This is a genomic window from Mucilaginibacter sp. NFR10 (assembly GCF_900100445.1).
GTDB lineage: Bacteria > Bacteroidota > Bacteroidia > Sphingobacteriales > Sphingobacteriaceae > Mucilaginibacter > Mucilaginibacter rubeus.
In genome coordinates this window covers 650024-675052 of sequence record NZ_FMTV01000002.1, presented here as the reverse complement: position 1 = coordinate 675052, position 25029 = coordinate 650024, and the positions used below count along the sequence as shown (strand labels likewise).

General features: G+C 37.2%; 21 protein-coding genes. All 21 read left to right on the top strand.

Annotated features, from left to right (window positions below):
• The first annotated feature begins 556 nt into the window (after positions 1-556).
• Positions 557-1633, top strand: coding sequence for a tellurite resistance/C4-dicarboxylate transporter family protein (locus BLP33_RS10680; protein ID WP_090527403.1), 1077 nt, complete (start codon positions 557-559; stop codon positions 1631-1633).
• Between the two features lie 376 nt (positions 1634-2009).
• Positions 2010-3683 (top strand): capsule assembly Wzi family protein, encoded by a 1674-nt coding sequence (locus tag BLP33_RS10675; RefSeq protein ID WP_090527400.1) that lies wholly within the window; start codon positions 2010-2012, stop codon positions 3681-3683.
• A 161-nt stretch (positions 3684-3844) separates the two neighbouring features.
• A complete protein-coding gene (locus BLP33_RS10670; RefSeq protein ID WP_090527397.1) occupies positions 3845-6328 on the top strand; it encodes an SLBB domain-containing protein in 2484 nt (827 codons plus the stop codon).
• A gap of 41 nt (positions 6329-6369) precedes the next feature.
• A complete protein-coding gene (locus BLP33_RS10665) occupies positions 6370-7455 on the top strand; it encodes a lipopolysaccharide biosynthesis protein (RefSeq protein WP_090527394.1) in 1086 nt (361 codons plus the stop codon).
• A 3-nt stretch (positions 7456-7458) separates the two neighbouring features.
• Complete coding sequence (locus BLP33_RS10660) at positions 7459-7869, top strand: sugar 3,4-ketoisomerase (RefSeq protein ID WP_090527391.1); 411 nt, start codon at positions 7459-7461, stop codon at positions 7867-7869.
• A complete protein-coding gene (locus tag BLP33_RS10655; protein ID WP_090527386.1) occupies positions 7866-8285 on the top strand; it encodes a sugar 3,4-ketoisomerase in 420 nt (139 codons plus the stop codon). The genes BLP33_RS10660 and BLP33_RS10655 overlap by 4 nt, the downstream gene beginning before the upstream one ends.
• Complete coding sequence (locus BLP33_RS10650; protein ID WP_090527383.1) at positions 8278-8805, top strand: GNAT family N-acetyltransferase; 528 nt, start codon at positions 8278-8280, stop codon at positions 8803-8805. The genes BLP33_RS10655 and BLP33_RS10650 overlap by 8 nt, the downstream gene beginning before the upstream one ends.
• Complete coding sequence (locus BLP33_RS10645; RefSeq protein WP_090527381.1) at positions 8802-9035, top strand: acyl carrier protein; 234 nt, start codon at positions 8802-8804, stop codon at positions 9033-9035. The genes BLP33_RS10650 and BLP33_RS10645 overlap by 4 nt, the downstream gene beginning before the upstream one ends.
• A gap of 1 nt (position 9036) precedes the next feature.
• The gene (locus BLP33_RS10640; protein WP_090527379.1) at positions 9037-10044 is read left to right on the top strand and encodes a 3-oxoacyl-ACP synthase III family protein; all 1008 of its coding nucleotides are present in this window, start codon (positions 9037-9039) and stop codon (positions 10042-10044) included.
• A 2-nt stretch (positions 10045-10046) separates the two neighbouring features.
• Entirely contained in the window at positions 10047-11144 is a 1098-nt protein-coding gene (locus tag BLP33_RS10635; protein ID WP_090527376.1) for a DegT/DnrJ/EryC1/StrS family aminotransferase, read from the top strand.
• 32 nt (positions 11145-11176) lie between these two features.
• Positions 11177-12424: an O-antigen translocase gene (locus BLP33_RS10630; protein ID WP_090527374.1), complete on the top strand. Its 1248-nt coding sequence runs from the start codon at positions 11177-11179 to the stop codon at positions 12422-12424.
• Positions 12421-13272, top strand: coding sequence for a glycosyltransferase (locus BLP33_RS10625; protein WP_090527371.1), 852 nt, complete (start codon positions 12421-12423; stop codon positions 13270-13272). Before BLP33_RS10630 ends, BLP33_RS10625 begins: the two co-directional genes overlap by 4 nt.
• A gap of 236 nt (positions 13273-13508) precedes the next feature.
• Positions 13509-14927 (top strand): hypothetical protein, encoded by a 1419-nt coding sequence (locus tag BLP33_RS10620; protein ID WP_090527368.1) that lies wholly within the window; start codon positions 13509-13511, stop codon positions 14925-14927.
• Between the two features lie 32 nt (positions 14928-14959).
• Positions 14960-15850: a glycosyltransferase family 2 protein gene (locus tag BLP33_RS10615; RefSeq protein WP_090527365.1), complete on the top strand. Its 891-nt coding sequence runs from the start codon at positions 14960-14962 to the stop codon at positions 15848-15850.
• A gap of 56 nt (positions 15851-15906) precedes the next feature.
• A complete protein-coding gene (locus BLP33_RS10610; RefSeq protein ID WP_090527362.1) occupies positions 15907-17022 on the top strand; it encodes a glycosyltransferase family 4 protein in 1116 nt (371 codons plus the stop codon).
• Complete coding sequence (locus BLP33_RS10605; protein ID WP_090527359.1) at positions 17012-17584, top strand: acyltransferase; 573 nt, start codon at positions 17012-17014, stop codon at positions 17582-17584. Before BLP33_RS10610 ends, BLP33_RS10605 begins: the two co-directional genes overlap by 11 nt.
• Positions 17585-17598: 14 nt before the next feature.
• On the top strand, positions 17599-18738 hold the full coding sequence (locus tag BLP33_RS10600; RefSeq protein WP_090527356.1) for an NAD-dependent epimerase/dehydratase family protein: 1140 nt from the start codon (positions 17599-17601) through the stop codon (positions 18736-18738).
• Between the two features lie 5 nt (positions 18739-18743).
• A complete protein-coding gene (locus BLP33_RS10595) occupies positions 18744-19733 on the top strand; it encodes a WaaS/CpsH family glycosyltransferase (protein WP_090527353.1) in 990 nt (329 codons plus the stop codon).
• A gap of 272 nt (positions 19734-20005) precedes the next feature.
• Entirely contained in the window at positions 20006-21349 is a 1344-nt protein-coding gene (locus BLP33_RS10590) for a sugar transferase (protein ID WP_090527350.1), read from the top strand.
• A gap of 134 nt (positions 21350-21483) precedes the next feature.
• Positions 21484-24138, top strand: a complete 2655-nt coding sequence (locus tag BLP33_RS10585; RefSeq protein WP_090527347.1) for a glycoside hydrolase family 78 protein — start codon at positions 21484-21486, stop codon at positions 24136-24138.
• 113 nt (positions 24139-24251) lie between these two features.
• Positions 24252-24890 (top strand): MgtC/SapB family protein, encoded by a 639-nt coding sequence (locus BLP33_RS10580; RefSeq protein WP_090527343.1) that lies wholly within the window; start codon positions 24252-24254, stop codon positions 24888-24890.
• Positions 24891-25029 lie beyond the last annotated feature (139 nt).

The window sequence follows — 25029 nt, the reverse complement described above, 5'->3', positions numbered from 1 at the left end:
AGCCAATATTTTGTATAAACTCTTTTGCAAATGAAATAACATGTAAAAATATCTTCCCTGTAAAAAAAAACTGAAAGGTGCGCTTAAAATACATCCAGGTAGGTGGCCGTTGCAACCATACGGTATATCGGTAAACTATTCCGAAAAAAGCGAACACAGTTCCGAATAAATAAATAATTAATGCGGGGTCGAAATTTTGAAGCTTACGTGAGCCATAAAAAACGAACGAGATTAACAATAAGGAAACTCCTGTAGCTATAAATAGGGCCTTTTTATTAAGAGACATATCCATCTGCTAATTGTATTACGAAGTATGATAATTGCCGGTTTCACTAAGCCGGATTAGATTTTCACCAAAAATATACAGCTATTTCTGATGCGGGTTTTCCAGGTTTCTGTTTGTTATTATAATATGCCGTGGCTATTATAAAACATTTAAAAATACAAAAAAAACAGTTTCTTGTATCGGTTTTAATTACATTAGACTATATTCTTCAATAATTACCTTTTATTAATGCCTCTTTATCTCCTGTTATCATAAACTTATTACGAAAATATGGAAGTTCAGCATACAGCACTACCACCTAAACCAGGCGAACCGATTACGGGCCATTCACTCCAAACTTTTTTTCCGGGTTACTTTGCTTTGGTAATGGCAACCGGGATAGTTTCGGTTGGTGCCTTTTTATATAATATGAAACAGGTTGCCAACATCTTGTTATGTGCTAACGTTATTTTTTATATTGTGCTTTGGGCTGTGCTCATATTCCGGGCAATTAAATACCCTACAGATGTATGGAAAGATATAAGCAGTTCCTCGCGTGGAGTTACTTTTTTAACCATTGTTGCCGCGAATAATGTTTTAGGGAACCAGTTTGGCTTAATGACCTCCTATAAAGATGTAGCCATTTTTTTATGGGAATTTGGCATCGTACTCTGGGTGATGATTACTTACACCTTTTTTATTGTGATCACCGCCAAAGAACCTAAACAAGGAGTGGAAGCGAGTTTAAGCGGTGCCTGGCTGCTCATTGTCGTAGCCACCGAATCTGTAGCTGTGCTGGGGGCTATTATTGCCGGTGAAATGGTTCATAAGGATGTTATTATTTTTATATCGTTTTGCGCTTTCCTCATTGGTGCAATGCACTATATGGTATTTATATCGTTAATTATATACCGCTGGCTTTTTATAAGCATGAAAGCGGAATTGCTAACCCCTCCATATTGGATAAATATGGGTGCCGTAGCCATCACCACGCTGGCGGGTTCTCGTTTATTGATGTATTCACATAATCATGAATGGATAAGCGGCATTAGCTATTTTTTACCCGGGCTCACGGTTTTTTTCTGGGCGTTTGCCACCTGGTGGATCCCGATCCTGTTTTTACTACCTATATGGCGGCATATCATACAAAAGGTTCCTGTGAAATATGATCCCCAATATTGGTCGCTCGTTTTTCCGGCCGGTATGTACGCCGTCGCTACCTTTAATTTTTCCAAGGCGCTTGATCTCCCGTTTATCCTGCCCATTTCCAATATCTTTATTTATTTTTCAATTACAGCATGGGTGATTGTTTTTGCAGGAATGTTAAGAGAGTTCATCCGTTTTTTGTATTCAGAAAAGAGCCTTTAAATATTTCAAAAACTTAAGTATAAAGGCATTGCTTTATTCTAAACTCAAAAGCAACGGAAAGGTAAACAATCAATAATAGTTAAAATCTGTTTTGGAAAAAGCGGCTAAGATTGTCCGGAGTTTTTTATTTAAAGGTCATTGTAATGTTTTGGCATAATTAACCGTATTGGTAATCAAATTGTATTTTTTTTATTAAACTTTAAAAAAGGTTTTGAAATTTCAAAAAAAAGCCGATAATTGCCATCGAAATATCAGAAAACCCGAGCTATTGATTAAAGATTCGCATCTGGATACGATGCACCGGTCAATATTAACAGAAAGATATTTTAATATTACCATTTGGTTAATTTATTAGTTTCCTAAACCTTTCTTTTTGATGAGCATCCGTATAACTATCCGATCCTTATATATTGTAATTTTACTATCCTTCACTGCTGCGTTAAAAGGCTATAGTCAAACCATACCAGTTGGAAGCTATGCTGAGGAGCTATTACGCAGGGATCAGGTAGCAGGAAATACAAACAGTACATCATCACTTGTTATCAGGCCATTAGCTTCAACTATTGCTGATCCTGCGCTTCAGCCATTAATTTCGAGCCATGAGTATATAAAATTCAATTTCATGGGCATGCCATCGTGTTTACGCATCCTTCCGTTTAACTGGTTAAATGAATACAACGTGAACCGTCCCTTTGGCTACAATAATTCCTCATTGTATCCCAATGCAGGCTATCAAAGCATGCTTAGTGGCGGCTTTTGGTTAAAAGCCGGAATTCTCAACGTACAGATAAAACCTGAGCTGGTTTACGCGCAAAATAAAAACTTTTCAACTTTTGCAGATATACAGGCCCGAAACAATTCGCCGGCACTCATAGGTGCTTATTTTGGCCAAATCAATGGTATTGATGCACCCGAACGATTTGGTACATCTTCTTTAAAACATCTTTATCCCGGGCAATCAAAAATCACTTTGACGTATAAAAGCATTGAAGCCGGCGTATCTACAGAAAACTTGTGGTGGGGACCAGGAATAAGAAATTCAATCATGATGAGCAATTCGGCCCCTGGCTTTTTCCATTGGACCTTCAATTCAACCAAACCGGTTAAAACACTGGTTGGCTCATTTGAGTGGCAGATCATAGGAGGCAACCTAAAACAATCGGGCTTTGCACCAGACGATGTAAGCAAACTTATATACGGCAGCAATTTATATAGCCCCAAACCTAAAGTTACAAGGTATATTTCGGCCTACAGCGTTAACTGGCAGCCTAAATGGCTAAAGGGCTTATACCTTGGCCTTTCTGCTTATGACTATCTTGACAAAGACTCTCTTTATCATAATAAAAACATTATCCGTAAAGTAATTCCGGTTATTACCGGCTCTTCACTTAAGGCGAATGACATCAACAACGGACAAAACGGCGACCAACAGGATTTTGCTTACGCGCTCAACATCAGGCAGCTGCTACCTTTATACAAAGCTGAAATTTACTTTGAATGGGCTCGTAACGACCGCACCGGAAGTATTTCTGACTTTTTACAGGAACCTGAGCATTCATCAGCATATACCTTTGGCGGACGCAAACTGTTTGAACTTAGCCGGGGCGGCTTTATACAAATTAAATCGGAAATAACACAGTTGCAAAGAGCGCCAACCTATTTGCTGCGCGACGAACCTTCATGGTATATCCATTCGCAAAGCCCGAGAGACGGTTATACCAATTATGGCAGATACATAGGTGCTGGAATCGGGCCGGGTGGAAACAGTTTTATTTTTGATATAAGTTACCTCAAAAATTACAACTCATACGGCCTTATGCTGGAAAGACAGTTACATAACAACGATCTGTATTACCAGGCTTTTACTGAAGCCAGAGTAAGCAATCTTCACTGGGTAGATCTTGCAGGTACATTTTATGCTAATCATAAATTTAAAAACTACCTGCTCTCGGCCGAAGCTACGCCTGTTTACACATTGAACTATGAATACAGAAATGGTTCGAGCTTTAATTTACATGCCAGGATTAACTTTACTTATTTTTTTAATTAATGAACAATTTTAGCCCATTTTTTTAGTTTATCGATCAACGCACCAGTTATACTACAAATTAAAAAAATCACTTTACCCCCTGAAATGGGAAATTGGTTTACTTTTGCAGAAAATATTATCATTTATTGGAGTGCTATTTTATACTCTGATGACTTTCACACATGAACAGACTTCGCTTTCTTATATTTTTAATTGCTGTACTCAGTTTCGGAGCAGTTACTAATATTACCGCCCAAACCAACTTACAAAACATTTCCTCAATTAATGTCGACGATATTTCAGATCAGCAACTGATTCAGCTGTTACAGCAAGCTCAAAAATCAGGATTAACCGACGCTGAGTTACTACGGCAAGCTCAAAGCCGGGGAATGTCAGCCCCACAGGTTCAAAAGTTAGAACTTCGTATAAAAAAATTAAGGACCAAAAGCAACGAATCATCCAATACCAGACCCGATTCGACACTTACACAGCAAGGAAGGCAACTTAATTATAAACCAGATACTACTGATACCCTTTACACCAATAAAGATTTATTTGAAAGCTTAAAGCCCAAAATTTTTGGCGCCGATATTTTTAAAAATAAAAACAGTTCATTTGAACCCAACCTTAAACTGGCTACCCCTTTAAATTATATTGTTGGGCCTAATGACCAGCTTAACATAAATGTTTACGGCAGCTCGTTGGTGAACTGGAAACTGGAAGTATCCCCCGAAGGAAATATAAACATTCCGGGGGTTGGCATTTTAAATGTTGGAAGTAAAACTATTGAACAAGCTACGGCCTTGATAAAAAGCAGGCTTGCAGCTAACAACTATGCGGTTGGCCGCGGTACAAGCGTACAGGTTACCCTCGGTAATATCCGGAGTATCCAGGTAATTATCATAGGGCAGGTAGCTAAACCAGGCACTTATACCCTGCCCTCTCTCGCTACCGTTTTTAATGCATTATATATGGCAGGCGGCCCCAACGATAATGGTAGTTTAAGGCAGATAGAGGTGATCAGGAATAACCGCATTATCAGGCACCTGGATGTTTATGATTTTTTGTTAAAAGGCGATCAGAAAAACAACATTACCCTACAAGATCAGGACATTGTACGCGTACCAACGTACCGGACCAGGGTGCAGCTTGTTGGTGAGATTAAAATACCTGCCTTGTTTGAAGTTTTGCCGGGAGAAAGCCTGGATAACATTATAACTTATGCCGGTGGTTTTACTGACAGCGCATATACTGCCAGGATCAAAGTATCGCAGGTAAGTGATCAGCAGCGCAAAATAACGGATGTGTTGGAAGCCGATTATAAAAACTACATTCCGTTAAGGGGCGATAAGTATACTATTGAACCTATTATATACCGGTTTGAAAACCGGGTGGTAATAAAAGGAGCTGTTTTCCGGCCTGGCGATTATGAACTGCAAAGTGGGCTAACACTGCTGCAATTAATTGACAAAGCCGCGGGATTAAAAGAAGACGCTTTTACCGAACGCGGTACAATTACCCGCCTAAAGCCGGATAACAGTACCGAAATAATAGGATTTAATGTTAAGGACGTTATCAATAAATCTGTAAATATTCCCCTACAGCGTGAAGATATTGTTAACATCTCATCCATATTTGATTTAAGGGATAAATACACCGTTACTATTAATGGTAATGTAAGGAAGCCAGGGAAGTTTGCTTTTTCAGAAAACATGAAAGTAGAAGACCTGATTTTAAAAGCCGGCGGTTTTGCCGAAGGCGCAAGTACAAACCGTATTGAAGTAGCCCGGAGGATAACCGATGCCGATCCTTCATCTAAAAACAGTTCAGTATCGCAGGTTTTTAGCGTTAATATTGACGGTAAACTAAAACCGGCAGATGCTAACTTCATGCTTACCCCCTTCGATATTGTTTCGGTATATAGCCTGCCCGGATATGAAAAGCAAAAAACAGTAAAGGTTGAGGGCGAAGTTTTATACCCTGGCTCCTACACCATCAAAAGTAAAAACGAAAAAATATCCGATCTGATTGCCAGGGCTGGCGGGCTTACCGCCTCGGCCGATGCAGCGGGTGGTTCGTTAAAACGCGATAATTTTGCAATACTGGGTATAGATAAAAACAAAGCAGATACTGCATCGGTAAATGCAGAGCGCTCGGCCCGGATCAGCAGGTTAAAACGGTCATACAAAGACTCGACAAACATAGCCGCCGATACTACACAACTAAGAAATAACTATGTAGGTATTGAATTGGATAAGATCCTGAAATCACCAGGATCAAAAACCGACCTGCTTCTGGAGAATGGCGACGTTATAAGGGTTCCGAAACAGCAGCAGGTTGTGCGTGTTAATGGCCAGGTACTTTATCCAAGTGCCGTGGTGTTTGACAAATCAAAATCATTTAATGATTTTGTTTCAAATGCTGGTGGTTACGGTCCCGATGCGTTAAGACGTGGTGCCTATGTGGTTTATCCAAACGGAACTGTAAAAGGCACACGTAAATTCCTGTTTTTTAATAACCATCCTTCGGTGAAACCGGGTAGCGAAATATATGTTCCTAAGAAATCTGAGGGTAAAGGCAATACTGCCCAAACAATTTTAGGATTTACTACAGGGCTGGCTTCATTAGGTGCTATTATTTTGGGGATCTTAAGTTTGAATAAATAATTAATATCAACAGAAATTTTTCGGCTTAATTATGTTAATTAATGGAAACTAACCCACATAATAGTACAGTTTCAAGTCAATCAGCGAACGATATTTCACTTGCCGATCTTGTTAAAAAAATTAAAAGCTTTACGCAATATCTTCGCAGTAAATTATTACTGATAGTTTTGACCGGGTTACTGGGCTTAATCTCAGGCCTTGTATACAGCATATTCAAAAAGCCCCTGTACACGGCTGTTTATACCTTTGTGCTTGAGGAAGAAGAAAAGGGCGGCGGACTTGGCCAATATGCAGGTTTGGCATCATTGGCAGGTATTGATGTAAGCGGCGGTGCCAGCGGAATTTTTCATGGCAATAACATACTTGAGCTTTACAGGTCACGTAACATGATTAGTAAAACCTTGTTAAGCACGGTCATATTTAACGGCAAACCACAAAAGCTTATTGACAGATATATCGAATTTAATGCACTAAGGGAAAAATGGGATGATAACCCCACATTAAAAAACATCAGCTTTAATGGAAACCCAGATTCATTTAGCCGATTACAAGATAGTATTATCATTGATTTGACAAACACTATAAATAAAAATGTCCTTAAAGTTGACAAACCAGACAAAAAGCTTAGCATTATAGAAGTTGCCGTATTTTCAAAAGATGAGTTATTTGCAAAAGAATTTGCCAATAATATAGTTAATACAGTAAACAGTTTTTATGTGTTAACAAAAACTAAAAAGCAGCTTCAAAATGTAACTATACTTCAAAAGCAGGCAGATAGTGTCAAATCGATACTTAACAGCTCTATTGTAGGTGTTGCTTCCGCGGCAGATGCTTCACCAAATGCAAACCCGGCATTATCAATTTTAAGGGTTCCATCCCAGCGCAGGCAGGTTGATGTTCAAACAAGCACCGCCGTTTATGCCGAAATGGTAAAAAATCTTGAATTATCTAAAATTCAACTCAGAAAAGAAACGCCGCTTATTCAAGCCATCGATACACCGGTATTACCTTTAATGGTAAACAAACTGGGTAAAATCAAAGCCTCAATACTGGGTTTTATGGCCGGTATCTTTTTGGCTTGCATGGGAGCTGCTTTTAAGAAAATTTCCACTAAAATGATAGATTAACCGATGGTTGATAATTTTAACACTCCACAAATAATAAAGCTTCCTCAGATATTAGATGAGAGAGGTAACCTTTCGTTTTTGGAGGAATACAACCATATCCCGTTTAAAATCGAACGGGTTTATTGGATATACGACGTGCCGGGTGGTGAAGAACGCGGCGGGCATGCCTATAAAGAAAACAGAGAATTTATTATCGCCTTATCCGGAAGCTTTGATGTGATATTAGATAATGGAAAAGAAATAAAAAGCTACTCATTAAATAGGTCATACTATGGTTTATATGTACCTGAAGGAATTTGGAGGCATATGGAAAATTTTTCGACTAATTCATTGGCTTTTATTGCCGCGTCCACGGCTTATCAGGAAGATGACTATATAAGAGATTACGAGGCATTTAAGCAAAATAAATCATGAGAGCTTCGGTATACAATTGCAATGTAATTGAATTGAAAAAAATTCATAATAGAGCAGGAAATATTACATCTATTCATGGCTTATCAGAAATACCGTTTGATATTCAAAGGGTTTATTACCTATATGATGTTCCTGGCGGCGAAATACGCGGCGGGCATGCCCATTATGGATTGCAACAACTAATTGTAGCAGCCAGTGGAAGCTTTGACGTGGTGATTGATGATGGCCATATGAAAAAAACAATTACGCTTAACAGGCCTAATTTTGGATTATATATTACGCCCGGCATCTGGCGCGACCTCGTCAATTTTTCGTCTGGAGCGGTGCTGTTGGTTTTAGCATCCAATAAATATGATGAAAAAGATTATATAAGGGATTATGATTATTTTTTAAATTTTAGCAAAAGAAATGATTAGTGACGTTATAATAAAATACAATATCGTATTAGAGTTAGTTACTGAAGAAGATGCTCAGTTTATTATAGACTTAAGATCAGGAAAGAGAAGTACGCATATATCCTATACAGAACCGGATATCTTAAAACAGGTAAGTTGGATCAAGCAGTATAAAATAAGAGAACAAAATAATTTAGAATATTACTTTATTGTTAAAGACCTTGATGGGAACAAATGGGGAACTACAAGGTTGTATAATTTCAATAATGATAAGTTTGAAGTGGGAAGCTGGGTTTTTTTAGACGATAGCCCCGCAGGAATAGCGATTAAGGGAGATATCGCAACCAGGGAAATAGCATTTGAGCAATTGGGTTTTACCACCTGCAAATTTGACGTAAGAAAAGAAAACAAAACGGTACTAAGATACCATTATGGATATAAACCACTTTTAGTGGCCGAAGATGAATTGAATTTTTACTTTGAATTAAATAAACAGGATTTTTATAAACAACGTGATAAATTAATAAAAATACTATTATGAATATAGATGAATTTATAACAAAATTCACTTTACAGCTTGAAGACGTTGAGGATACTGAGGTAAAACCTACAACTGTATTTCGTGAATTACCTAACTGGGACTCGCTAACTGCAATGTGTGTACAAACAATGATATTGGATGACTACGAAGTTAAGCTGTCTGACCAGGAGCTTCGATCAATGGTAACTGTTCAGGAAATGTTCGATTTTGTGCAAAGTAAACAAATATAATATGCCCGCTTTTCTTAAGGCTACGTCGTTTTATCTGCCTGAAAAGGTATTAGACAACGACCAGCTAAACAGCGAATTTCCTGAATGGTCTGCCGAGAAAATTTCTCAAAAAACCGGTATCTACAAACGCAGAATTGCTGCAGAAGATGAATATTCCAGTGATTTGGCAATCAAGGCTGCGACAGCATTATTTGAAGAAAATGCAATTGATCCAAAATCAATTGACTTTGTTTTGTTTTGCACCCAAAGCCCCGATTATTTTCTACCCACTACGGCATGTATCCTGCAACAAAAATTGGGTATTCCAACATCTGCAGGTGCTCTTGATTATAATCTTGGGTGCTCGGGCTTTGTGTACGGCCTTGCATTAGCAAAAGGCCTGGTAGCAGCAGGAATAGCTAAAAGTATATTGCTAATTACAGCCGAAACCTACAGTAAATTTATTAATAACCAGGATAAAAGTAATAGAACGCTTTTTGGTGACGCTGCATCTGCAAGCCTGATTGTTGCTGATAGCGGGGATGGTGCAGAAATAGGTGACTTTAGTTTAGGGACTGATGGAAGCGGTGCGGAAAATCTGATTGTTAAAAATGGTGGGATGCGCTATCGAAATGTCGAAGCAATGGACATTTATGGTGACAATGGCTTTGAAAGAAATGACAGTGATCTTTACATGAATGGTTCGGAAATTTTCATGTTCACTTCCAGGGCAGTTCCGGCGCTGGTAAATGAAACATTATTAAAGAACCATTTAAATTTAGATGATATAGATCTGTTTGTTTTTCATCAGGCTAACCAGTTTATGCTTGATCATATAAGAAAAAAACTGCAGATACCGGCCGACAAATTCTTTATCTATTTGCGAGATTGCGGCAATACGGTTTCTTCAACAATTCCCATAGCATTATATAATGCCATGGCCGAAAAAAGGATTAATAAGGGCAGCACAGTATTACTTGCTGGCTTTGGTGTTGGTTATAGCTGGGGCGGGGTAATATTAAAGTATTAATTATGGTTAAGTTTTTAGATTTATTAGAGATTAATAAACAACATAAAGAGGAATTAAAGAAAGCGTTTGAACGTGTTTTGGATTCGGGCTGGTATATAATGGGCGATGAATTAAAAACATTCGAGACCGAGTTTGCAGCTTATTGCGGAACTAAACACGCAATAGGCGTTGCCAACGGGCTGGATGCATTAATTTTAATTATCAGGGCATATAAAGAGATGGGAGTATTTCATGACGGTGATGAAATTATTGTACCTGCCAATACCTATATAGCCAGTATTTTGGCCATATCTGCTAATAACTTAGTTCCGGTTTTGGTTGAGCCCGATATCAATACCTATAATATTGATCCTGCATTAATTGAATTTCATATAACAGCAAAAACGAAAGCTATTTTACCTGTTCACTTATACGGCCAACTGTGCGATATGAACGCAATAAATGCTATTGCGCAAAAACATCAGTTAAAAGTAATTGAAGATAGCGCACAAGCTCATGGCGCAACAAGTAATGGTAAACGGGCCGGTAATTTTGGCGATGCCACTGGCTTTAGTTTCTATCCGGGTAAGAATTTGGGTGCCTTAGGCGACGCAGGTGCTATCACCACTAATGACGATACTTTAAATAGATCTATACGGGCTTTATTAAATTATGGATCACAGAAAAAATACGAAAACCTATATAAAGGGATAAACAGTCGTTTGGATGAATTACAGGCTGCTTTATTAAGCGTTAAATTAAAAACGCTTGATCAGGAAACAGCAACAAAAAGAGCAATTGCCAATCGTTATCTGAAAGAGATAAACAATGCTAAAATAATTTTACCAAAAGTAGCTGAACAAAGTGCCCATGTTTGGCATTTATTTGTGGTAAGAACAAATGCGCGGGAGCATTTACAGCAATACCTTACCAATAACGGTATTCAAACGGTTATCCATTACCCTATACCACCCCACCAGCAAGAGGCTTACAAAGAATGGAATAATTTAAGTTATCCTATAAGTGAAACTATTCATCGTGAAGTTTTAAGTTTGCCTTTGAGTCCTGTATTAAAACCCGAAGAGGTAGATTACGTTATAAAAACCATAAATAAATATTAAAGAAGGTTAAAAATATCATTTAATCAGGGCACTTGAAACTTATAAAAACCTCCTTTTTCTCGGCTATAATTACTTTTATCCGCATTGCTTCAAGCTTTGTAGCGAGTAAAGTAGTGGCATTAATTACGGGCCCCGCTGGCATAGCGCTAATTGGGCAGTTTTCTAACTTTATAACTATTGCATTAACATTTGCTAATGGCGCAATTAATACAGGTGTAATAAAATATACGGCGGAATTTGAAGGCGATGAGCCGCAATTAAAAAACCTTTTTAGTACTTCACTTAAAATAAGCATTTTCAGTTCAGGTATCTTTGGTTTAATATTACTCTGTATTGCAACCTATATTTCTCAATGGCTATTTCATTCGCCTCTTTATATCAATCCTTTAAGAGTTTTAGGTGTAACCATTATTTTATATGCCCTTAATTCACTTTTAATTTCCATTTTAAATGGAAAGAAAGAAATAAAAAGGTACACTTTAGTTAATACCACAGGCAGTATTGTTGGTTTAGTTTTTACAGTTGTATTAGTTTACTTTTATAAAATATCAGGCGCACTTTACGCTTTGGTTTTGGCACAATCAATCGTGTTTTTTGTTACTTTAATAATGGTTATAAAAAGCAGCTGGTTTTCAAAATCATATTTTAACCAGGCATTTGATAAGGAAACAGCCCGAAAATTATTAAAATTCAGTTTAATGGCCATAGTTTCGGCCTTAACTGTACCCGTTTCTCAAATCATCCTGCGTAATATGGTAATCAGTAAATTGGGGATCAATGACGCCGGTTATTGGCAAGGTATGATGCGCATTTCTGACGGATACCTGTTATTGGTTACTACCTCTTTAAGCACTTACTACTTGCCTAAATTGTCATCACTGCAAAATGATGATGATCTGCGTAAAGAAATATATCAGGGATATAAGATCATTCTGCCTGTTGTTTTTGTGAGTTGTTTGCTCATTTATTTTTTACGGTTTTTTATAATTCATATCCTATACACTAAGGAGTTTGAAACCATGAGCGAACTCTTTGCTTTTCAACTAATAGGCGATTTTTTTAAAATGGCAGCCTGGGTATTGGCCTACTTAATGTTGGCCAAGGCCATGACCAGGGCATTCATAATAACAGAAGTCGTATTCAGCATAAGTTATGTTTTGTTAGGATATGTTTGCATACATTTGTTTAACCTAAACGGTATCACTATAGCATTTGCAATTAATTATTTTATTTATTTAATAATTATGATTGCACTTTTCAGAAAATTATTGTTCAAATGAAGTATCCTTTAGTATCCATCATCGTTCCTTGCTATAATCACGAAAAATATGTGTCTGGGGCTTTAAATAGTATTGTAGATGACACTTATCCCAATAAAGAAATTGTTGTTATTAATGATGGCTCCACTGATAATTCAAATAATGTGATAAACCAGTGGATAAGTAGACATGAAGCTATAGTATCGATAAAGTATATAAACCGCGAAAATAAGGGACTTTGTGCTACGCTTAATGAATTATTACGATTATCAAAAGGTAAATATATATTGCCTCTTGCAAGCGATGACGCGTTATATGGTGATACAATAGCGGAAAGAGTATTCATTTTAGAAGAGAATGAAAAAAACGGGAAGCTGGTATTGATCAGCGACGCTTTGGTGATTGATGAAAATAATGTCATAACAAAACAGAGTTCAATGGCCATTAATAATGGCAACAAGCTAAAATTTCAAACTGATAATGGCATTTTGGAAGAGATGATATACCAGCCTTCAACAGTTGGGCCAATTTCATTAATTAATAAATTGATCTACGATAAAATTGGTTACTATCCTGAAGATTTGCCAGCAGAAGACTGGTTTTTTTACCAAAGAGCCGCCTCTATAAAGGCCATTTTATTTTTTGATAAAGTGGTGTCATTGTATAGGGTACATTCTGGTAATACATCTGTCGGAAATATACCAGTCGATCAAAAGCTCCGGCTTATTCGCGCAATTAAAACGTCTATATATAGAAATATAAGTTGGTATCCTACATTATATTTTAAATTTCTTGGGATAAAAAAACTTACAAGGGTAATGTTAACTATTTTAAAGCTCAGGGTAAAAAAGAGCATTAGTGACGTTTAAACTTATTGAGCCGTTTCTATACAAATCTATAATAATGCAGTTATACTGCCAGGTACCGTTTTGGGCAAGTATACCATAGTGGGCTAATCTTGTGGTTAGTAGGGTATTCCCTGATTATTGTGTTATAGCAGGAGGCCGGCAAGAATTATAAAACTGTATAATGTAAGAACGGGTAAGTGGAGAAAAACAGAAACAAATAAGGTTTATAATTATAAATAAGAATTGATAATTTAAGTATGGATTCTACTTCCATAATAGCAGATATATTGATATCTATTGAATGTATTGCTTTAACAATTTTATTGTTTTGGCTGTACAATTCTGCAAAAATAAATGCAATTGAATTTATATTATTTGGTGCTGCATGCTCTACGTTTTATATACCTTTTATAAGCATTACAGCTACGCCATTGTTTTTTATTTCCACCTATTTTTTTATCTCTGAAGGAGTAGCCATTTTCAGAAATAATTTAAGATTGAAACTTTCACTATTGATAATTCTGTTTTTGCCCGTATTATCTTCTATAACAATATCTGTTCTTTTATCATTAGGTTATGATGTTTTTGATGGAAACAACCCTTCAATAGGTCGTGTTTTATACGATGGTGTCTTTTTTTATGTTAAATATTTTTTACCAATAATTTTTTTAGGAACGAAAATTTACCGCGAAAGCAGAACACATGACATCAATTATTTTTTTTCAATTATTAGAAAAGTAGCTATTTACTCTTGTTACATTGGCTTGTTTCAACTCGTATTATCATCTATAATTAAGGACGAAACTATATTGAGAGTAATTGGAATGCGATCTAATTACCTGGCTTATGTAGCTGGCGGGCAAGATGCAGCAAATGCGCGCGTTTCGGCTTTTTTTATTGAGCCAAAGTTTTTAGCTGCCTTCCTGGTGGTATCTATACCGTTATTTTTAAAAGAAAAAAAAATCGCATCCTTAATCCTCGTTTTAATAGTTGGTTTATTAACCGCGTCTCAAACCTTTATGGTTGGTGTATTGCTTACTGGTATTATATTTTTCATCATCAAAAAAATCAAAAATATCAGGGCTAACGTCGCGTTGGGATTAATAATGATCGTTATCGTGTTTTATTCTATTTCGTTACTTAAAGTAGCGATTTTGGATTTTTATAACGCACATAGTGGCAATTATGTGGTTAACCTGGTACTATCAAGAGCTGTTGACAGGTACAACGCGGATGCCGAAGATGGCGAAGCCAACATGAACTTTTTAGGAATACCCCTGCAAAAAGATTCTGATTTGCCAATAGCGCTTTTTTTCGCTACTAAACCATTACTCTATTTATCTGGATATGGATTGAAAAATGGGGGCTTTGTGCCAGCCAAGTATTATATATTCGATGAGGAGAGAGTGAAGGATGGCTCACTAACGTATAATTTGGATATACGCTGGTTTTATTTTACATGTGAATTTGGTTTGATTATTTTTTTAATATGGTTACACTATTTCACAAAAAAGTTTGACCCAGCCATAATCACCCCTTTTGAAAACAAGTATTACGCATTTTTGATCGTGTTTTTATTCTTTAGCGGCATTGAGCTATATATTATTCTTTTATACGCATTTTATATGGGCCTCAGTTATTACAATAAACCCGAAAGGATTGTAAGTCTTCATTAATTAAACACAATTAAAATTTATAGAATTTAGATATGATAAAAATAGGTTTAGTTACTGTTTTATATAAAAGTGATGATGTGCTTGAAGACTTTTTCAAGAGCTTATCCTTACAGTCATTTAAAAACTACCACTTATACCTTATCGATAACTCGCCTTCGGCCGAAACAGATAATTTAATTGAAATTTTATCAACTAAATATCCATTAACGAGTTATACTCATGTTAAAAACACTTCAAATGACGGTGTAGCAAAAGGTAATAACCAGGGAATAAAGCTTGCTCTTAATGATAATTCTGATTTTGTGCTTTTGCTAAATAACGATATCGATTTTAATCAGACATTTTTGTTAGATGAAATGATAAACTACGCTATCAGTAATAACGAGAACCTTTTGATTCCTAAAATATATTACCATGGTACAAGAAAAATATGGCTTGCCGGTGGCGAAATTCATAAATACAAAGGTTACGCAAGCCATGTAGGTTATAATAAAGACGACAGCGAAGTGTATAATTCAATTAAATATTTTGATTATGCCCCTACTTGTTTTATGTTAATCAGCAGAAAAGTTTTTGAGGCAGTTGGCCTTATGGACGAGAACTATTTTGTTTATTATGATGATACCGATTACCTTGCGAGAGCAGTTGAAAAAGGTTTCAAAGTATGTTATTTGCCAAAGCTTGAGGTTTTTCATAAAGTTTCCTTCAGCACTGGTGGGGGCGAATCATTATTTTCTATTTACTACCTAAACAGAAACAGAGTTTACTTTGTAAGGAAGAACTATCCTTTTTTAGTACGGCAAATTGCACTTAGCCATACTATTTTCACCAGGCTCATCAAGTATTTAATTTACAAAAAGGATGAGAAAAAAACATTGCTAAAGGCGATTAAAGACGGTTTTTCAATTAAAATCACTCAATAGTACAATCATATTACCCAATAATCAAACAAACGCACCGGATTTTATTAAACTGCATAATGGGTTTTCAGATTTTTTTAGATAACATAGTTTTCAATATCCAAAAGTTCGGGGGGGCTTCAACCTATTGGAATGAACTTCAAAAACGGTTTGTTAAACTGCAGGGTATTAATATCATTGTTCAAAGTGAACAGCAGAAATTGCATCAGCAAGTCCAAACAACGGGAACGGATGTTAAATTTATTATAGAAGATTTATTGCCACCATCAATCAGCCGATATTTACCTTTAACAAAGCGATTACCTGCTAAATCCCTTTATCATGGAAGCTATTATCGCACTTGTTTGCAAAAAAATGTGGTAAATATCTTTACTATTCATGATTTTACTCATAAAAAGGGATTAGCATCCAGGTTTCCCAGAAAGCTGGTCCATATTTGGTTAACTGCCCTTGGGATAAAGAATGCCGACGGAATTATCTGTATATCAGAAAATACAAAGAGGGATTTGATGTTGTATTTCCCTCAAATTCCTCAGCATAAAATAAAAGTTATATATCATGGCGTTAATGAAGATTTTTCTCCCATCCCTAAGTTAACTGGTGAGGTATTTAAGGATAGCGTTAACCTTGATGACAGGTTTATACTTTTTGTAGGTAAAAGGGATGGGTATAAAAAATTTGATATAGTTGCCGAAACCCTTAAGCTGCAGGATGATCTTAAACTTGTAATTGTGGGCGGGGGAAAGCTAACTGAACAGGAACGTGAGTATTTAAACACAAATGTTAGCGGCCGGTTCATAAAATTAGATGGGTTAAACAACAACGAATTAAATATTTTATATAACCACGCTTTTGCATTAATATACCCATCCATATATGAAGGATTTGGATTTCCCGTAGTTGAGGCCATGCGCGCTGGATGCCCGGTAATTTCAAATAACCTTTCATCTATTCCTGAAGTTGGGGGAGATGCTGTTATGATGATTTCAGAAATTTCTTCTTCCGCAATTATTGAAAAGATCTGTTTGCTAAACCAAAGTGAAGTCCGCGAAGCCATGATCAGCAAAGGCTTTATTCAAAGCAAAAACTTTAGCTGGGAAAAATGTTTCAACGAAACGCATCAGTTTTACATTGATATCTATAATCAGAAATTTCAAAGGCGCAATGATCTATAAAATTAAATGGCTTTTAACAACACTTTTAGTTAGGCTGCAAGTAAAGAAAGTTGGATTGTTATCATATGTGGGTAACCCGCTATTCATATTTGGGGGAAAAAGAATAATTATTGGTAATAAAGTAAGGATATTTCCAGGTGGCCGGTTTGAAACGCACAATGGCGGCAGCATCCTCATTAAAGACGATGTTTCCGTAGGACAGAATTTCCATTTGATAAGTTCAAATGAACAATTAGAAATTGGAACACATACAACCATATCGGGCAACGTATTCATTACCAACATGGATCATAATTACCAGGAAATTGGCGCTCATATTTTAAACCAGGAATACAAGGTTAAAACTACAAGCATTGGAGAAAACTGTTTTATTGGCTATGGGGCGGTGATTCAGGCGGGCACTGTATTAGGCAAACAATGTATTGTAGGTTCCAATTCTGTGGTAAGAGGGGTTTTTCCGGCGTACTGTGTAATTATTGGTGCTCCTGCACGTATTGTTAAAAGATATAACGAAATAAGCCGTCAATGGCAAAAAACAAATTCAAACGGCGATTTTATATAAGTACTACACAAGAAATGAAAAAACAAATATTAATAACGGGAGGTGCCGGGTTTATCGGTTCAAATTTAGCATTAAGATTAATTGAAAAGGGGCATAGCGTCACTATCCTCGATAACTTATCAAAACAGATACACGGAGACAACCCACATGTTACTTCTCCATTGTTTCAATCAATACAAAACAAGGTAAATTTCATACAAGGTAGCGTAACCTCGCGGGCAGACCTTTTACGGGCAATTGAAGGGCAGGAAGTAATAGTACATCTTGCAGCCGAAACAGGCACAGGGCAATCAATGTACCAGATAGAGCAATATGTAAATGTTAACATTGGTGGTACCGCAATATTACTTGACATATTGACCAACAGTACACATAATGTGCGTAAAGTTGTAATAGCATCGTCAAGATCAATTTATGGCGAAGGCAAATATAAAAGTGACGAATTGGGAGATGTTTACCCATCCCATCGTAGTGAAGCGGATATGACCGCCGGCGATTTTGAGGTCAAATTCCCTGGAGCCACATCCCCATTAAAATTAGTTGCAACCGACGAAGACTCAAAAATCCATCCCTCGTCGGTTTACGGCATAACCAAGCAAAATCAGGAGCAAATGGTGATGACAGTATGCCCAACCATCGGAATAGCACCAGTAGCGCTCCGGTATCAAAATGTATATGGCCCGGGGCAATCACTTTCCAATCCGTACACAGGTATCCTGTCAATTTTTTCTACACTGATAAAAAACGAAAAAGAGATCAATATTTTTGAAGACGGTAAAGAGTCACGTGATTTTGTGTTCATTGACGATGTTGTTGATGCAACTATATTAGGAATTGAACAGGAGGCTGCAGATAATAACGTATTTAACGTGGGCACAGGGGTTGCAACAGATGTGCTTACCGTTGTGAACGAGCTATTTACTAATTACCAAAAAGAAGTCCCATTCAAAATTTCAGGAAATTATCGCCTCGGGGATATCAGGCACAACTTTGCCGATATCAGTAAAATATCGTCAAAACTTGGTTTTAAACCTAAAGTTAGTTTTACGGCCGGAATCGCAAAATTTGCTCAATGGGTCAATTTACAAAGTATAAAAGAAGATAAATATGCCGAATCAATAACCGAAATGAAAGAGAAGGGATTATTTAAGTAACAGTAATGAAAGAAAAGTCCGTTTTATTTATCTCCCCAGCTTTTTTTGGCTACGAAGTTTCTATTTGTAACGCTATAGAAAAAAATGGCTATAATGTTGATTTTTTTGATGAACGAACCTCAAATAATTCATTCCTAAAAGCAATTTTCAGGGTTAAGAAAAGTTTGCTTAGCTCTGCAATTAATAAATATTACAATAAAATTTTAAACAATATAAGGCAAAAGCAATACACCCATTTTCTACTGATAAAGGGTGAGGTAGTACCAATTTGGTTTATTAAAGCATTTAAACAACTAAACCCCGGGGCAAAACTTATTTACTATACGTACGATTCATTTAACAACAACAACCAAAATTCGCTTTTTATACTTGAACATTTTGACCGGTGCTACAGCTTTGATTTTGAGGATGTGAAATTAAACCCGATATTCAAATTAAAGCATCTTTTTTTTACCGACGAGTTTTTAAATCGCTCAACTAATCCCTATAAAAAATATACCATATCCTTTATAGGGACGTTGCATTCGGCCCGGTATAAAATAGTAAAAAGTTTTTTTAGCAAAATTGATAACACCTTTGTGTTTTTTTATTCGCCGGCTAAATGGTTCTTTTTCCTGGAAAAAATATTGAAGAAAGACCATAAAAATATAAGCACATCCGAGGTTAGTTTTAAAAAGATTTCAAGGGAAACTGTAGCCGACATCTTCAAATCGTCAAAAAGCGTTTTAGACATACAACGTACCGGCCAAACAGGTTTAACCATGCGTACCTTTGAAGTACTGGCATCCGGGGCTATTTTGATAACTACCAATCCTTACATAAAACAAGCCGTGTTTTATAATCCATCATACATAATTGTTTGCGACGATTTAAACCAGGATGAAAAACGCTCTTTTAAAACAGAACTTCAGAAATTACCTCCGCCTAATACTCCCCTTTTCAATGAATTGGATGAGTACTATATAAATAATTGGGTGAAGGAGTTTTTTACTTAACTCATGTGCGTCCCTTTTTTTAATCACAACCTGATTTTCGCTACAAGAAACTCTTTCATTTAAATATTTCATTATCTTAATATAATCATCAGGTTAATTTTATATTAGTTTTATAAAATTATACCTGGTGAATTTTATTTTAAATAATTAATTTCTCACTGTAGCGTTCTTGATGAATACCCCGTAATTAAGTTTAACAAACATTGGTTTTATTTAAAAACGATTCGTTTTAGTAAAATTGTTATATTTGCACAACTTAACCCTGATCGCAAATGCGCTACTCTAAACTACTTCAGCCATTCACGTTTTTTTGTGATTTAATCTTATTAAATATTGCGCTGCAATGTGCTCACCTATTTATATTTGCATTCTATTCGTCAGAAATACAGTCGACTGATTTTTTACTATTAGTTAACTTAACCTGGATTACCATTGCTTCGGTAACTAAAAACTATATCATAAAGAGGCCCCTGATATTAAGTGACAATTTAAGCAAATTCATGTCCTCTATGGTGTACCACCTGGTAATGGTTCTGGGGATTGTTTATTTCTTTAAGCTGTATGAGATAAGCAGAATGGTGATGTTTTGCACATATCTTTTGTTTTTTATCTTCATAGTTGTTCAGCGCTCTCTAATCTTTTTCACACTCGATTATATTCGTAAAAAAGGCTATAATATTAAACATGTCATCATAATTGGCAATGTGGATATCGTTAACCGGGTAAAAAAATCATTTTCAAGGCATCCGGAGTACGGGTATAATTTTATTACCACCATACCCGAAGAAATGATTGAAAGCCTGCCCCATGAAATATTATTTGAGAAAATCCTTGAAGCCAGGCCGGATGAAGCATTTATATGCTACAAATTTATGGATCAGCTTTTATTAAATAAACTGGTTGACCTGGGCGATCAGCATTCCATTAAAATTAAACTGGTTTCGGACCTTGTACTTGACAACAGCTATGCCAGCATCGTTAATTATGAAAATCTTCCTGTAATACAGCTCTCCTCTTCTATTGAGCTCAGCCTGAAGATTATTTTCTTCAAGCGTTGTTTCGACATTATGTTTTCCCTTTTGGTAATGATCCCAGGGCTTCCTGTGTTTATTGCGTTAGCTATAGTAACTAAATTAACTTCAAAAGGCCCGGTTTTTTATCGCCAGGAAAGAATTGGCAGAAATCATAAACCTTTCAGAATGTACAAGTTCAGGAGCATGTACGTAAACTCAGAGCAATCCGTGCCGATGCTATCAAAAGATAAAGATCCGCGGATTACGAAATGGGGTGTATTTTTACGCAAATCCAGGCTGGATGAATTACCCCAGTTTTGGAATGTTTTAAAGGGCGATATGTCTATCGTTGGCCCCAGACCGGAGCGGCAGTATTTTATTGAACAACTCATAGAAGAATCGCCCAATTACAAAAAATTATTAAAACTTAAACCCGGCCTCACTTCTATAGGGCAGGTAAATTATGGATATGCCGAAAATGTTCAGGAGATGCGTCACCGGGTTCGTTATGATCTTATATATTTAAAAAACGTCAACTTTAATAACGACTTAAGTATAATTTTCCAAACTATAAAAGTGATGGTGCAACTTAAGGGAAAGTAAACATTATTCTAAAACCCGGCACAACGATCTTCTCGAAGATATAATAAGTATTCAAAAGACAGAGCAGGATGGTAATGAAACCATCCTGCTTTATTTTTATAAATCAATTTACCGGTTACCCTACACATTAAATTATGAGAACACCATTTCTTATTGGATGTTTTTTATTTTCATGGCTCACTACCTCGGCACAAGTGGTTTTAAAAAATCTTTTAACCGAAAACCTGAAAAACCCAATTTGTATTGATGCACACAATCCGCGTTTTAGCTGGCAACTTGCAGAAAAAAATAATAGAGCCGTCGGCCAACAAGCTTATGAAATACAAGTAGACTCAGCCTCGTTCAGCGAAAATAATACAACCCCGCTATGGTCGAGCGGAAAAATAATATCAAATCAATCAGTGTACATACCTTACCGCGGCAAAACGCTGCTATCATGCCATAAATATTTTTGGCGGGTAAGAATCTGGGATACCAACGGATTACGTTCAGCTTGGAGTGATCAGGCATTTTGGAAAATGGGCCTGCTATCTGCTTCTGACTGGCATGCCCAATGGATTAGGCCTGCCTTAATTGATACAGTTAACGCTCCCGCTCCTTTGTTGAGGACTAATTTTTCATTAAACAAAAAAATACGGGAGGCCACAGCTTATATAACTTCGCATGGCTTCTATGAAGCACAACTAAACGGGCATAAAGTAGGCGATAGCTTCCTTACACCAGGATGGACAAGTTATAATAAAAGGTTACAATATCAGGCCTATGATGTTACAGCTCTGTTAGCCCAGGGAGAAAATGCCATGGGAATTACACTTGGCAGCGGTTGGTATCGTAGTCCGCTGGGCCCATATACACCCAGAGCTAATTCTTATGGCGATAAAACAGCGGTTTTAATGGAGATGAGGATCATCTTTACCGATGGCTCAGAGAAAATCATATCGTCAGATCAAAGCTGGAGATCATCTACAGGAGTTTTACAATTTGCCGAGATCTACAACGGTTGTATTATTGATACGAGGTTAGAAAAACCAGGATGGGCAGGACCCGCTTTTGATGACCATGACTGGCATCCTGTGCGCATAATGCCATACACTAAAAACACCCTTATTGCTACTTATAACGAACCCGTTAAGCAACATGAAACATTTAAGCCAATAAAGGTCATAACTACGCCACGCGGTGAAAAGGTGATTGATTTTGGTCAAAATCTGGTGGGCTGGGTAAAAGTTACACTGAAAGGCCGTCCGGGAGACTCAATTAAAATTACTCACGCAGAAGTACTGGATAAAGCAGGCGAATTTTATACAGAGAATTTACGGGCGGCAAAGGCCGAAAACACTTATATACTAAAAGATACCGTAAAACGTACCTTTGAGCCGCAATTTAGCTGGCAGGGTTTCAGGTACATTAAGGTTAGCGGTATAAAAGGTACATTAAATCCAGATGACTTTACCGCTGTAGCTGTTTATTCGGATATGAAAGCTACCGGAAGCTTTTTATGCTCCAACCCCTTACTTAATCAATTGCAACACAATATCCAATGGGGGCAGAAAGGTAACTTTCTTGATGTACCAACAGATTGCCCGCAACGCGACGAGCGCTTGGGCTGGACAGGAGACGCGCAGGTATTTTCACGTACTGCAGCATTTAATATGGATGTTCACAATTTCTTTACCAAATGGCTCAGGGATGTAGCTGCCGATCAGTATCCAGGCGGTAGTATCCCTTTTGTGGTTCCGGATGTGTTTACAAATGGCACAAATGAGGTGGGCGGCAGTTCAGGATGGGGAGACGTGGCAACCATCATCCCATGGAATATGTATTTTGCATATGGAGACAAAAAGATTTTAGAAAACCAGTTTCAAAGCATGAAAGCCTGGGTTAATTATATCCAAAAGCAAACCAGGAACAATTTATGGGTAACGGGTAATCATTTTGGCGACTGGTTGTTTTATAGTGTGAATAACGACAGGGATGGTACATCTGCGATAACCAATAAATATCTTATCGCACAATGCTTCTATGCATATTCAACCCAAATACTGATCAACAGCGCCAAAGTTTTAAACAAAACAACCGACGAGCAATATTATTCAAAGTTATTGCTCAAAATAAAACGGGCCTTTGTAAACGAATATGTTACCGCTAATGGCCTGATCTCATCAGATACCCAAACAGCATACATATTAGCTTTGGAATTTGATATGCTGCCGGTAAACTTGAGGCAGCAGGCTGCAGCGCGCCTTGTTAAAAACATCGGGCTATACCGGGATCACCTGACAACGGGTTTTTTAGGCACTCCTTATCTTTGTGATGCCCTGACCAGGTTCGGTTACGCCGACGTGGCGTACAAGTTATTATTGCAGGATACTTATCCTTCCTGGCTATACCCAATTAAACAGGGGGCTACTACTATTTGGGAAAGATGGGATGGTATCAGGACCGACGGCAGTTTTGAAGAGTCATCTATGAATTCTTATAATCATTACGCTTACGGGGCTATCGGCGATTGGATGTATCGCTATATTACAGGTATTACGCCTGCCGCACCAGCCTATAAAAAAATAACAATCAAACCGGTAATTGGCGGTGGGCTATCATGGGCCGAAGGAAAATACGACTGCCCGTACGGAACCATCTATAGTAAATGGCAAATCACAGATAAGAAATTAGATATGATGGTAACTGTTCCGCAAAATACAACAGCTGATATTTTTGTTCCCGATTTTTCAGGAAATAATTACAAAAAATTCACTGTGGGCCCCGGCAATTATCATTACAGCAGATGACAGCAATCTATCTCTGAAAACCGGGCACTCCCGCTACATAAATGATGAAACCCGGCAGGTTCAAGTATCTATAAAAATCATATATTCGGTTATAATCAAATAAAATTGAATTTATGGCTTTCGATATAGAAATCCTGGTCAGGTTTTTACTGGCCCTGTTGTGGGGCGGACTTGTAGGCGCCGAAAGAGAATACCATGGTAAAGCGGCCGGCTTCCGTACTACCATCATGATATCTTTTGGCGCCTGTTTTTTCACGCTTATGTCAACAGCTATTGGAGCACCCGATAATGCAGACAGGATCGCTTCAAATGTGGTTACGGGGATTGGGTTCCTTGGTGCCGGCGTTATTTTCAGAGGCGAAAACCGGGTTAATGGCATCACTACCGCAGCTACCATCTGGGCCGTTGCGGCAGTAGGCATGGGTATTGGGGCCGGTTACTACTTAGCTGCCGGGTTCGCCAGTATAATGATCCTGTTTATACTTTCCGTACTTCCTTTCTTTCAAAAGAAAATAGATTATTATAACCAATCCAAAACATTTTATATTAAATGCCCGGTCTCGGCAAATGGTATCATGTTGTGCGAAGATATGATGACAGCTCACAAACTGAAATTCAGGATGATTAGGAGAGTCAGAGATGGCGACTATATGCTTTTAACATGGCAGCTTCACGGGCCTTCAGTTAAAATGGATCTGTTCATCAACTCAATTAACGATATTCCCGTTATCGAACATTTTGAGTTTTCGTGATACCAATTGAAGCTTTAGAGCAGTTTGGAAATCGAAAAATAGCGGCTTTTTAGAATTAAAAAGGGTCACTCTTTTAAAGTGACCCTTTCAGAACTTAGACAAAGTTCCTATATGGTGCACCTAACGGTACAGAATTCGA